Annotated in this window: 10 protein-coding genes; 2 read left to right on the top strand and 8 right to left on the bottom strand. The window is 63.0% G+C overall.

What is annotated here, in order from left to right:
* Window positions 1-69 precede the first annotated feature (69 nt).
* Window positions 70-1,362, top strand: coding sequence for a glycine-betaine demethylase subunit GbcA (gene gbcA, locus C163_RS01530; protein ID WP_025337387.1), 1,293 nt, complete (start codon window positions 70-72; stop codon window positions 1,360-1,362).
* A gap of 46 nt (window positions 1,363-1,408) precedes the next feature.
* Here the strand turns inward: gbcA and C163_RS27605 are convergent, their stop codons facing one another.
* From C163_RS27605 to C163_RS01500, 7 genes are all read right to left on the bottom strand, one after another.
* Entirely contained in the window at window positions 1,409-2,188 is a 780-nt protein-coding gene (locus C163_RS27605) for an RHS repeat-associated core domain-containing protein (RefSeq protein WP_081742216.1), read from the bottom strand.
* A 676-nt stretch (window positions 2,189-2,864) separates the two neighbouring features.
* On the bottom strand, window positions 2,865-3,635 hold the full coding sequence (locus C163_RS01525; protein ID WP_025337386.1) for an electron transfer flavoprotein subunit beta: 771 nt from the start codon (window positions 3,633-3,635) through the stop codon (window positions 2,865-2,867).
* A 10-nt stretch (window positions 3,636-3,645) separates the two neighbouring features.
* Window positions 3,646-4,878 carry an electron transfer flavoprotein subunit alpha/FixB family protein gene (locus C163_RS01520; RefSeq protein WP_025337385.1) on the bottom strand — a complete coding sequence of 411 codons (1,233 nt, stop codon included), beginning with the start codon at window positions 4,876-4,878 and terminating at the stop codon, window positions 3,646-3,648.
* On the bottom strand, window positions 4,878-6,830 hold the full coding sequence (gene dgcB / locus C163_RS01515; RefSeq protein WP_025337384.1) for a dimethylglycine demethylation protein DgcB: 1,953 nt from the start codon (window positions 6,828-6,830) through the stop codon (window positions 4,878-4,880). The genes C163_RS01520 and dgcB overlap by 1 nt, the downstream gene beginning before the upstream one ends.
* 206 nt (window positions 6,831-7,036) lie before the next feature.
* Entirely contained in the window at window positions 7,037-9,097 is a 2,061-nt protein-coding gene (gene dgcA / locus C163_RS01510; RefSeq protein WP_025337383.1) for a dimethylglycine demethylation protein DgcA, read from the bottom strand.
* 15 nt (window positions 9,098-9,112) lie between these two features.
* Window positions 9,113-9,643, bottom strand: coding sequence for a DUF5943 domain-containing protein (locus C163_RS01505; RefSeq protein ID WP_013970507.1), 531 nt, complete (start codon window positions 9,641-9,643; stop codon window positions 9,113-9,115).
* Window positions 9,644-9,720: 77 nt separating this feature from the next.
* The gene (locus C163_RS01500) at window positions 9,721-10,698 is read right to left on the bottom strand and encodes a dipeptidase (RefSeq protein WP_003257506.1); all 978 of its coding nucleotides are present in this window, start codon (window positions 10,696-10,698) and stop codon (window positions 9,721-9,723) included.
* 286 nt (window positions 10,699-10,984) lie between these two features.
* Between C163_RS01500 and C163_RS01495 the strand changes: the two genes are divergently transcribed.
* Window positions 10,985-11,386, top strand: coding sequence for a lysozyme inhibitor LprI family protein (locus C163_RS01495; RefSeq protein WP_025337382.1), 402 nt, complete (start codon window positions 10,985-10,987; stop codon window positions 11,384-11,386).
* Between the two features lie 117 nt (window positions 11,387-11,503).
* Here the strand turns inward: C163_RS01495 and C163_RS01490 are convergent, their stop codons facing one another.
* Window positions 11,504-12,448: a GlxA family transcriptional regulator gene (locus C163_RS01490; protein ID WP_025337381.1), complete on the bottom strand. Its 945-nt coding sequence runs from the start codon at window positions 12,446-12,448 to the stop codon at window positions 11,504-11,506.
* Window positions 12,449-12,549 lie beyond the last annotated feature (101 nt).

Genomic DNA, 12,549 nt, shown 5'->3' with positions numbered 1-12,549 from the left:
CAGCCTTGCGGCACCACAACAACGATTAGCCACCTTTTGCCGGCCGCACACGGCCCCGAGGAATACACGATGGACGTCACCGCAACCCTGAGCCTGGGCGATCCACTGGAACCTGCACGCAAGGCCACCGCCGAGATGCTGCAGACCCGCGAGCGCACCTACTCGCTGCCCCAGCCTTTCTACACCGACGAGCGTCTGTTCCAGATCGACATGCAGGAGATCTTCCACAAGGAGTGGCTGATCGCTGGCATGACCTGCGAGATCCCGGCCAAGGGCAACTACATCACCCTGCAGATCGGCAAGAACCCGATCATCGTGGTGCGTGGCGCCGAAGGTAAGGTGCACGCCTTCCACAACGTCTGCCGCCACCGCGGTTCGCGCCTGTGCGTCAGCGACAAGGGCAAGGTGGCCAAGCTGGTCTGCCCGTACCACCAGTGGACCTACGAACTGGACGGCCGCCTGCTGTTCGCCGGTACCGAAATGGGTGCCGACTTCGACATGAACCAGTATGGCCTGAAGCCTGTGAACGTGAAGGTCGCCGGCGGCTACATCTTCATCAGCCTGGCGGAAAACCCGCCTGCCATCGACGAGTTCCTGGCCACCCTGGACCACTACATGGAACCGTACGACATGGAAAACACCAAGGTGGCGGTACAGACCACCTTGATGGAAAAGGCCAACTGGAAGCTGGTGCTGGAAAACAACCGCGAGTGCTACCACTGCAACGGTTCGCACCCGGAGCTGCTGCAAACCCTGCTGGAATGGGACGACACCAACGACCCACGCGCCAGCCAGGAATTCAAGGACCACGTGGCCGCCTCCGCTGCCGCCTGGGAAGCCGAGAAGATCCCGTACCTGCACAAGAGCCATGGCCTGCGTAACCGTATCGTGCGCATGCCGCTGCTCAAGGGCACCGTGTCGATGACCATGGACGGCAAGCAGGCCTGCCAGAAGCTGATGGGCCGTATCAAGAACCCGGACCTGGGATCGATGCGCATCCTGCACCTGCCGCACTCGTGGAACCACTGCATGGGCGACCACATGATCGTGTTCACCGTGTGGCCGATCAGCGCCCAGGAAACCATGGTCACCACCAAGTGGCTGGTGCACAAGGATGCCGTGGAAGGTGTCGATTACGACCCGGAGCGCATGCGCAAGGTGTGGGACGCCACCAACGACCAGGACCGTCGCCTGGCGGAAGAGAACCAGCGTGGGATCAACTCTACCGCTTACCAGCCAGGGCCGTATTCGAAGACCTACGAGTTTGGCGTGGTCAACTTCATTGACTGGTACAGCCAGCGGCTGCTGAACAACCTGGGGGCGGAGCCGGCGGCGTATCTGAAGGAAGTGCAGGCGCAGTAAGCGATTGCACTGAACTGTGGAGGGGTTGAAACACGACCCCTCCAATTCACCTCGAATGCCGTCGTTGCCTAACCCCCATCGTATCGCTCTGAAAAGCCCATGAGTCCTGAACCCCCTCGATCGGAGTTGCTCGGTTGACTTCCAAAGCAGGACGGTTGATTACAGATTGCCGCACCGGCAGTCCACGCTGAGGTAGGGTCTCCACGCTTTCCAGTGCGATTTCCGCAGCAACCTCAGCCGGAATTCCCCCCGCCAGTAAATCGAAGTTCTTCTTTACCTGCCTTAAGGGACTGCTACCAGGGCCGACCGCAGCGTTGATAGCGCGTGCAGCGGTTGCGGCCAGACTTATCGCTGTACCGACATTCGTCCCGAAAACTGCACTCTCCACGCCTGCGAATTGTGCCGCAGCACTTCCCAAGCTGAAGAATGAGCCGAATGTACTCGTTCGTGCAGTGTTAAGCCCAAAACGATCGGTAGCTGAAGGCCCCAGGAAGTTGTACCCCAAGGTCAGCGCATTCGATGCCATCCCCAAGCCTCGTAAAGTCAGGGCCGCCGTTTCGAAAAACCGGCCTGTCGGATCGTGCCGGTTGACTGGCTCACCACCACAGTATGCGTAGACATTGATGCCCCCGCGGCCAAATGGGCTGAGGCTATCAGGGCTCAGAAATCGCATCAGAGTTGGGCTGTAGAAGCGATGACCGGTTCCCAACGGGTAATTGCCAGTCAACGGATCCCGATACTGCCCACAAAAAGCCGGCCCAGGAGCGAGGGCTGCGTTCATGGCGCCGTAAGGCGAATAGGCACGCGGCCCGAAAAGTGTTGCCATGAGTTATCCACAATATGAAGAGTTGCAGACACGGTAATGGCTGGTTGGAAATTTGCGTACTGGCAAAAATGTCAGGCAGGCTACTGATCACTATTTGATCATATGGGCCAGGACCCCATGTTCACTGGGCTGCAGCAGAGTTCATACACCTTGTCCACAGAGACACCAACAGAGTTTGTGAGCAACCGATGAATGTTCTGCCACCTGGTTGTGGATAAACGTCTCAAGGCCCGGATTTTCAAGGATCGAGCAGCATTCAGGCAGGATTGATCGTTTTTTGATCAAATCTTTCAAGGCCTTTGACTGCGTGGCTTACACGAGATACCGAACAGATTATCCACAGACCGGCTAACAGCGATTGTGGGCAAAATTAGGAGGATGCTGATGCGCACGCAGCAAAGGCTGGGAGAATGCCTGAACGTTTTTTGATCAAAATCTTGAAGGCCACGTAATATAAGGCCTGCAGCCATGCGCCAACACTTTATCCACACCTTGGCGAACAGATTTGGTGGGCAAAAGCGCTCGATCGGTGCTGAGTATTGAATGTAGGAGCGGCCTTGTGTCGCGATGGGCCGCAGTGCGGCCCCAGGATCTCGACTACGACTCAAGATTGCCGGGGTTGCTGCGCAGCCCATCGCGACACAAGGCCGCTCCTACACCGGGACCGCGTAAGGTTTCAGCGCAACACGCCCTCTTCCACCAGCAACTTGAGGATGGCCTCGGCGCCTTCCCGTGGAGAAACGTCTTTCAACACCTTGCCACCGCCGCCACTGGCCTTGGCCGTCGCCGCCTTCATCCGGTCGGCACCGCTCTTGGCCTTGATCACCTTCAGCCGCTTGGGCCGTGGGCGGGCCGGTTGCAGCTCGGCTTCGGCCAGCAGTTCGTCTTCGACGATGGCCACGTTGCGCGCCGCCAGTACACCCCGACGCGCCGGCCCGAAAGCGCTCTGGCGCGGCTTGGGCGCTGCGTTATCCACAGTCGCCAGCAGCGGCAGGCGCACTTTCAGCCGACGCCGCTGACCACGCGGCAGCGCCTGCAATACCTGGGCGGTGCCGTTGTCGATCGACTCCACTTCAGCCAACCCCACAATCAGCGGCCAGCCGAGCTTTTCGGCCAGCAGGAACGGCAACATGCCCGACCCTTCGCCGGTCTCGGCCTGGCTGCCGGTCAGCACCAGCTGTGCCCCGGCATCGCGCAGGTAATCCCCGAGCACGCCCAGCACGTCGGCACCGGCCGGCTGCTCCAGCACATCCAGATGGTCCAGCCCCATCCCCAGGTAGGCGCGCAGCGCCTCTTCCCGTGGGTCGCCGGCATGCACCACCTGCAAGTTATCCCCAGCCAGCTGCAAACCCAGCTCCACGGCGCGCGCATCCTGCTCGGCGCGGCGAGCGCGGCCGGAGCTGGGGTGGGCACCGATGGAAACCAGGCTGATCACTTTCGTACTCATGCTCGTGCCCTTATGCCGCGTCGCGCTGGCCGCCGCTGCGGTAGTTGTCCACAGCCTCGATCAGTGCCTGGAGAATCGCCGAACTGTCGCCAATTACCGACAGGTCGGCCCGTTTGATCATGTCGCAGCCCGGGTCCATGTTGATCGCCACCACCTTGTCGCAGGCGCCGATGCCCTGCAGGTGCTGGATCGCGCCCGAGATACCCACAGCCACGTAAACCCGCGCGGTAACCCAGGTACCGGTGGCACCCACCTGGCGGTTACGCGGCATGAAGCCGTCGTCCACCGCCACCCGCGAGGCGCCTTCGGTGGCGCCAAGGGCCGCGGTGGCCTTGTGATACAGGTCCCAGTCCTTGACCCCGTTGCCGCCCGAAACGATGAACTCGGCTTCGGCCATGGCAATGGTGGCCGGGTCCACGGCCACCGAGCCGAGGTCTTCGATGCGCGACAGGCTGCGCGCCACGCTTGTGGACAACTCCACCGGCAGCGCTTCGTGCCGGGTTTCGCTGACCGGCTCGGCGCACTCGGCCGCCGCCAGGATCAAGCGTGGTACGGCGCGCTGCAGGTCTTGCTGGCCGGCACCGGCACGGCCGATGCACTGGCCGTCCTTGACCTGCCATACCCGCGTCGCCGGGCGCTCGCCCAGTGCCGCGCCCAGGCGCCGGCCCAGTTCGCCACCACCGGTGCGGCTGTCGGGCAGCAGCCAATGGCGCGGGGTGAACTGGTTATCCACAGCCCGAAGGCCTTGAACGAGTTGCTCCGGTGCATAACCTTCGAAAGCCTCGCCTTCGATGACCAGCAGGCGGTCGACCCCGGCTGTGGAAAAGTTGCTTTCCTTGTGCTCGCCAAACACCACTGCCAGCACCGCACCGTCGTTGCCGGCCAGGCTGTGGGCCAGGCCGAGCAGGTCGCGGTCGTGGCTGCTCAGGCGGCCACCGACCATGTCCGGCACCACGGCGATGTAGAACGCCGGCGCCGGCACCTGGTGCAGCGGCAGCTTGACCTCGGCCGCCGCCGTGCGTCGCCCGCCCACGGCGGTGCCCTGCTGGGCGCCGCTGCGGTCGATGCGCTTGATGCCGGCCGGGCCGATGAAGCCTGCGGCAATCGCATGGGGGTTCTTGCGGATGAGGCCGTTGGGCCCCATCCAGCTGGTCTGCTGCGTCTGCATCGCTGCATGCAGCGGGTGCAGACGGTTACGGGCGATCCACTCGGCGCGTGGGTCGCGGCGGATAATGTCGCTCATCAGTGCACCTCCGCAGGTTCACGTTTGGCCGTTTGCGGCTTTGGGGCAGAGGGTGCGTCCTCTTCGATCAGCACGTCGGCCACCAGTTCGGCCAGGTCCTTGATCTGCGGGCGCGGTTCGACGACACCTTCGAGCATGGCGGTGCACTGTGGGCAACCCACGGCCACCAGCTCGGCCTCGGTCTCGCGGATGTCGTCCATGCGCATGTCCGGGATACGCTGCTTGCCAGGGATGTCGGTGATCGGCGCACCGCCACCACCGCCGCAGCAACGGGAACGGAAGCCCGAGCGCTGCATCTCGCGCACTTCGATACCCAGGGCCTTGAGCACGGCACGCGGCGCTTCGTACTCACCGTTGTAACGGCCCAGGTAGCACGGGTCGTGGTAGGTGACGCTGCCGCCCTTGTGCTGGCCGAGGTTGAGCTTGTTGGCCGCGATCAGTTCGGCGATGTAGGTGCTGTGGTGCTGCACCTGATAGTCGCCACCCAGGGCGCCGTACTCGTTCTTCAGCACATGGAAGCTGTGCGGGTCGCAGGTGACGATGCGCTGGAACTTGTACTTGGCCAGGGTCTGGATATTGCGTTTGGCCAGTTGCTGGAAGGTCGCTTCATCGCCCAGACGGCGCGCCACGTCGCCACTGTCGCGCTCTTCCAGGCCGAGCACGGCAAAGTCCACGCCCGACGCCTTGAGCACTTTGACGAACGAGCGCAGGGTGCGCTGGTTGCGCATGTCGAAGGCGCCGTCACCGACCCAGAACAGTACCTCGGTGGTTTTCACCTCCGACAGCAGTTGCAGGTTGAGGTCGGCGGCCCAGTTCATGCGCCCGCCAGGGGCGAAGCCGCCTGGGTTGTCGGTAGCGATCAGGTTGTCCAGCACTTCGGCGCCCTTGTTCGGGGTGGCGCCTTTTTCCAGGGTGAGGTGACGGCGCATGTCGACGATGGCATCGACGTGCTCGATCATCATCGGGCATTCCTCGACGCAGGCACGGCAGGTGGTGCACGACCACAGCGTTTCGGCGTCGACCAGGCCATTGACGATCGGCTGGTGCGGGTGGCCGCCATGCTCACCGACCGGTTTGCCCGGGTATGGGCTGCCGGCGAACTGCGCGTCGGTGCCACCGGCCAGGCCGATGACCATGTCCTGGATGAGCTTTTTCGGGTTCAGCGGCTGGCCGGCGGCAAAGGCCGGGCACATGGCTTCGCATTTACCGCACTGCACGCAGGCATCGAAGCCCAGCAGCTGGTTCCAGGTGAAGTCCACCGGCTTTTCCACGCCCAGCGGCGCGTTCGGGTCTTCCAGGTCCAGCGGCTTGAGGCCGGTGGAACGGCCGCCGCCGAAGCGTTCGGCGCGGCGGTGCCAGGCCAGGTGCAGGGCACCGGCGAAGGCGTGTTTCATCGGGCCGCCCCAGGTCATGCCGAAGAACAGCTCCGACACGCCCCACAGCACGCCCAGGCCGAGAATGCCCACCATCACCCAGCCACCGGTGTTGGCCGGCAGGATGCCGGCGACCGGCAAGGTGGCGATGAAGAAGCTCACGGCAAACGCCAGCAGGCTCTTCGGCAGGCGCATCCACGGGCCCTTGGACAGGCGCGAAGGCGGGTTGAGGCGGCGCTTGAAGACGAAGATGGCGCCGCTGAACATGATCACAGTAGCCACCAGCAACGCGTAGCCGAGGATCTTGCTCTGCAGGCCGAAGCCGTGCACCAGGATCGCCAGCACGGCCGACAGCACGAAGCCGCCAGCGGTGGCCACGTGGGTCTTGGACATGTACTTGTCGCGCTCGACCACATGGTGCAGGTCCACCAGGTAGCGGCGCGGCATGGCCAGCAGGCCGCCGATCAGGTTGACCTTGGACGGCCGGCCACGCCGCCACATGCGCACCCGGCGCAGGGCGCCGAGCACTGCCAGGCCAAGGGCAGCGAACAGCAGGATCGGTAGAAGGGTGTTCAACATGGGAGGCTCCCACAACAGCTGGATTCTTGCGCCACACATCAAGAGGTGGCGCGGACCCCTGTAGGAGCGGCCTTGTGTCGCGATGGGCTGCGCAGCAGCCCCAGGGTGAGCGGCGCTGCACAAATCCTGGGGCTGCTGCGCAGCCCATCGCGACACAAGGCCGCTCCTACAGGGGGGCCAGTCCCGCCTCTAGAGAGGCGGTGCGATCAGAAGTCCTTGCACAGGCGCAAGGCGTCGTAGATCGCCGCATGCACGTTGCGCTGGGCCACGCAGTCGCCGATGCGGTACAGCAGGTAGCCTTCGCCCGGCTGGCTGAGGATCGGCTGTGGCTTGATGGCGAACAGTGCCTCCACGTCGATCTGGCCTTTGTTGCGCGAACCTTCCTTCAGTGCGTAGTACAGCTGCTCGTCAGGACGCACGCCGTTCTCCACCACCACCTGGTCGACCACGCGCTCTTCCTTGGCGCCGGTGTATTCGTTTTCCAGCACCGCCACCAGCTTGTCGCCTTCGCGGTAGACCTTTTCCAGCATCATGTCGCCGGTCATGATCACTTCTTTCGGATACATGCTGCGGTAGTAGGTCGGGAAGGTAGTACCGCCCATGGCCACACCCGGCTTGATGTCGTCGGTGACGATCTCGACCTGGCTGCCCTTGTCGGCGATGAAGTCAGCCACCGACATGCCGGTGAACTCGCAGATGGTGTCGTACACCAGCACGTTCTTGCCCGGCGCAACCTTGCCGTCGAGCACGTCCCAGCTGCTGACCACCAGCCCTTCGGCGGCGCCCCAGTGCTCGTTCTGCTCCAGGAAGGAATGCCCACCCACCGCCAGCACGATGATGTCCGGGCGCAGGTCCTGGATGGCAGCCACATCGGCGGCGGTGCCCAGGCGCAGATCGACCTTCAGGCGCGCCAGCTCCAGCTGGTACCAGCGGGTGATACCGGCGATCTGGTCGCGCTGCGGGGCCTTGGCGGCGATGGTGATCTGCCCGCCGATCTGCTCCTTCTTCTCGAACAGGGTCACATCGTGGCCACGTTCGGCAGCCACGCGGGCCGCTTCCATGCCGGCCGGGCCGGCGCCAACCACCACCACCTTGCGCTTGGCGCCGGTGGTCTTCTCGATGATGTGCGGCACGCCCATGTATTCACGGGAGGTCGCGGCGTTCTGGATGCACAGTACATCCAGGCCCTGGTACTGGCGGTCGATGCAGTAGTTGGCACCGACGCACTGCTTGATCTGGTCGATCTGGCCCATCTTGATCTTGGCGATCAGGTGCGGGTCAGCCATGTGCGCACGGGTCATGCCGACCATGTCCACGTAGCCGCCTTCGAGGATACGCGTGGCCTGGTTCGGGTCCTTGATGTTCTGCGCGTGCAGCACCGGGACCTTGACCACTTCCTTGATGCCGGCCGCCAGGTGCAGGAACGGCTCCGGCGGGTAGCTCATGTTCGGGATGACGTTGGCCAGGGTGTTGTGGGTGTCGCAACCCGAACCGACCACGCCGATGAAGTCGAGCATGCCAGTGGCGTCGTAGTAGGCAGCGATCTGCTTCATGTCCTCGTGGCTGAGGCCATCGGGGTGGAACTCGTCGCCACAGATACGCATGCCCACGCAGAAGTCGTCACCGACTTCGGCACGCACGGCCTTCAGTACTTCCAGGCCGAACTTCATGCGGCCTTCGAAGGTACCGCCCCATTCGTCGGTACGCTTGTTGACCCGCGGGCTCCAGAACTGGTCGATCATGTGCTGGTGCACGGCCGACAGTTCCACGCCGTCCAGGCCACCTTCCTTGGCGCGGCGGGCAGCTTGCGCGTAGTTGCCGATCACGCGCCAGATCTCTTCCACCTCGATGGTCTTGCAGGTGGCGCGGTGCACGGGTTCACGGATACCCGACGGCGACATCAGGGTCGGCCAGTTGAAGCCGTCCCAGCGCGAGCGACGGCCCATGTGGGTAATCTGGATCATGATCTTGGCGCCATGCTTGTGCATGGCGTCGGCCAGGTTCTGGAAGTGCGGGATGATGCGGTCGGTCGACAGGTTGACCGACGCCCACCACTCCTGCGGGCTGTCGATGGCCACCACCGACGAGCCGCCGCAGATCGCCAGGCCGATACCGCCCTTGGCCTTCTCTTCGTAGTACTTCACGTAGCGGTCGGTCGTCATGCCGCCGTCAGTGGCGTAGACCTCGGCGTGCGCGGTGCTGAGCACACGGTTGCGGATGGTCAGTTTGCCGATCTGGATCGGCTGGAACATTGCTTCGAATGCCATGACGCTATCTCCGGCTTACAACGGCTTTGTAACGAACAGGCCATCTTCGTGGCCTTCTTCCGACCCGCCATAGACCTGTTCGGCCACAGTGCGGATCGAGCTGCCGCGGGCAGCGAGAATCTGGTCCATGGCGCCGGCGAACCAGCCGGTGAACATGTAGTCGACCTTGCGGCCGCACTTGCCATAGACGTACACGAACGCGGAGTGCTTGAGCTTGACGCTGCAGGTGCCCTTGTCGAGGTCGATGTCCTGGATTTCGAACAGACCCCAGCCGCGCTGGCTCAGGCGCTTCATGTAGTGCTCGAACACCGCCACGCCTTCCAGGCCATGGCACTCGGCTTCTTTTTCACACCAGTGCCAGGCGGACTTGTAGCCGGCCTTGTAGAGGATCTCGGCGTACTTGTCGGCGCCCAGGACTTCTTCGATGCCCATGTGGTTGTTGACGAAGAAATGGCGCGGCACATACAGCATCGGCAAGGCGTCGCTGGTCCAGACACCGGTCTCGCTGTCTACTTCGATTGGCAATTGCGGGGCGATCTTGGCCATGGAAACTCAACTCCATAAAATTTTTTATTGGGATGCCCCGGCGTTGCTGGCAGGGGCTTTCAGGCTTGGAGAGCGGCTTACTCGCCCCACACGTCCTTGAGGACGTTGACCCAGTTCTCACCCATGATCTTGCGTACCACGCGCTCGGAGTGGCCGCGCTTGAGCAAGGTTTCGGTGAGGTTGGGGAATTCGCCCACAGTGCGGATGCCCAGCGGGTTGATGATCTTGCCGAAGTTGGTCAGGCGACGGGCGTAACCCTTGTCGTGGGTCAGGTACTCGAAGAAGTCCTGGCCGTGGCCCTGGGTGAAGTCGGTACCGATACCGATGGCGTCTTCACCGACGATGTTCATGGTGTACTCGATGGCTTCGGCGTAGTCGTCGATGGTGGAGTCGATGCCCTTGGCCAGGAACGGCGCGAACATGGTCACGCCGACGAAACCGCCGTGGTCGGCGATGAACTTCAGCTCTTCGTCCGACTTGTTGCGCGGATGTTCCTTCAGGCCCGAAGGCAGGCAGTGCGAGTAGCAGACCGGCTTTTTCGACTCGAGGATGACTTCTTCGGAGGTCTTGGAGCCGACGTGGGACAGGTCGCACATGATGCCGACGCGGTTCATTTCGGCAACGATCTCGCGGCCGAAGCCCGACAGGCCGCCGTCACGCTCGTAGCAGCCGGTGCCGACCAGGTTCTGGGTGTTGTAGCACATCTGCACGATGCCCACGCCCAGCTGCTTGAACACGTCGACGTAGGCGATCTGGTCTTCGAAGGCGTGGGCGTTCTGGAAGCCGAAGAGGATGCCGGTCTTGCCCAGTTCCTTGGCCTTGCGGATGTCGGCGGTGGTGCGTACCGGCATCACCAGGTCGCTGTTATCGCGGATCAGCTTCTGGCTGGCGGCGATGTTGTCGACGGTAGCCTTGAAGCCTTCCCAGACCGACACCGTGCAGTTGGCCGCAGTCAGCCCGCCTTTGCGCATGTCCTCGAACAGCTCGCGGTTCCATTTGGCAATGATCAGGCCGTCGATGACGATGCTGTCGGCGTGAAGTTCGGCTGGGCTCATCAGGCTGTCCCCTTTTATTGAATGGGTTTGCGCCAAACCTTATTGCCGGCGCTTTGGGGCCAGCATATGCCTGTGCCCAAAGGCGCCCCGATGCAAAAACGACAGGGGGTTTGCCGAAAGCGTCAATGCGCGACATCGCGCCCTCTGGCGCGCCGTCTGGCGATGAGAGACAGTCTCGATAACGACGTTTCCGGCGGCTTTATGAACATTTCGTCAGGGAGCTACCGCCTTGCCTTCGGCTGAGCGAGAATCCCAGCGATTCGTCAGCCTGTTGAGGAGAAAACGGATGAAATCAATGGCATGGCTGGTACTGCTGGCTGTCGTATCGGGCGCCCAGGCCGGCGAGGAAGAAAGCACCCCGTGCGACAACGTCGAGACCGACCAGCAGACCTATGCCTGCGCTGCGTTCAACAAGCAGACCGCCGAGCGCGAGCTGAAAGCGGCGTATGACGAACTGATCCAGCGCATCCGCGACCAGTATGCCGATGAAGGCGACAAGGCCACTGCGCTGGTCGGGCGTATGGACGCGGCCGAGAAGCTGTGGGCACAGCTGCGCGATGCCGACTGCAAGGTTGAGACCTATGCCGAGAAGCCCGGCAGCAAGGCGTTCCAGGCGGCGTGGGATACCTGTGTGGCGCAGCGCAGTGATGACCGTTCGGAGTACCTGCAGTCCATCGGCCAGCAGTAAGCCTGTACCGGCCTCTTCGCGGGCACGCCCGCTCCCACAGGTACTGCACAGGTTTTGAATTCTGTGGAGTATCTGTGGGAGCGGGCGTGCCCGCGAAGAGGCCGGTACAGGAGGAAATCAAACCACCCGGGCCAAGCGGTCCTCCCGCGGGCAACGCTGGTACCGTGCCCGATAGCAGCGGGTAAAGTACGAAGCCGACTCGAACCCGCACGCCACCCCCACCTCCAGCACACTCATGTCGGTCTGGCGCAACAACTGCCGAGCCTTGTCCAGGCGCAGTCGCAAATAGAACCCACTGGGCGTGTCGTCCAGGTGCACGCGGAACAACCGCTCCAGTTGCCGCCGGGTCACCTGCACCGCTTCGGCCAGCACCTGGGTATTGAGCGGCTGCTCGGTGTTGCGCTCCATTTCACCAATCACCTTCACCAGCTTCTTGTTGCTAATGCCATAGCGGCTGGCAATCTGCATGCGCTGGTGGTCCTGTCGCTGGCGGATACGTCCGAGCACGAATTGCTCCGACACCTGCACCGCCAGTTCACTGCCGTGGGCCTGGGAAATCAGGTCGAGCATCAGGTCGATCGAAGCGGTGCCACCGGCACAGGTGATGCGCCGCCGGTCAATTTCGAACAGTTCCTGGGTGGCCTGCAGGCTCGGGTAGTTCTCCTTGAATGCCTCCAGCGCCTCCCAGTGCACGGTGGCGCGGTGGCCGTCGAGCAGGCCGGCCTCGGCCAGCACCACCGCGCCGGTATCGATGCCACCTAGAACCACCCCCTCATGGTCCAGGCGGCGTAGCGCCTGCTGCAGCGCCGGTCCGTAACAGGCCAATGGCTCGAAACCGGCGACGATCAGCAGGATGCCACCAGGCTCGCCCGCCGCCAGCGCTGCATCGGCGTTCACCGACATGCCATTGCTGGCCTGCACCGCCCCACCGTCCAGGCTCAATACCTGCCAGCGATACAACGGGCCCTTGAAGCGGTTGGCCACCCGCAGTGGCTCCAGGGCACTGATGAAACCCATGGCCGAGAACCCGGGCAACAACAGGAAGTGAATGATTTGCGGCATTGCATGCTCCACGGCAAAGGTGGTCGCCTCCGTGCAAATGTTGGTCGCCAGGGTGCGATTTTCCACCCTGACAGCAGCGTAGCTTCTTCATACGACCCAGA

The sequence above is a fragment of the Pseudomonas sp. FGI182 genome, assembly GCF_000511325.1.
Taxonomy (GTDB): Bacteria; Pseudomonadota; Gammaproteobacteria; order Pseudomonadales; family Pseudomonadaceae; genus Aquipseudomonas; species Aquipseudomonas putida_Z.
Note: the sequence above shows the minus strand (reverse complement) of the source record. Positions and strands in the feature narration are given on the sequence as shown.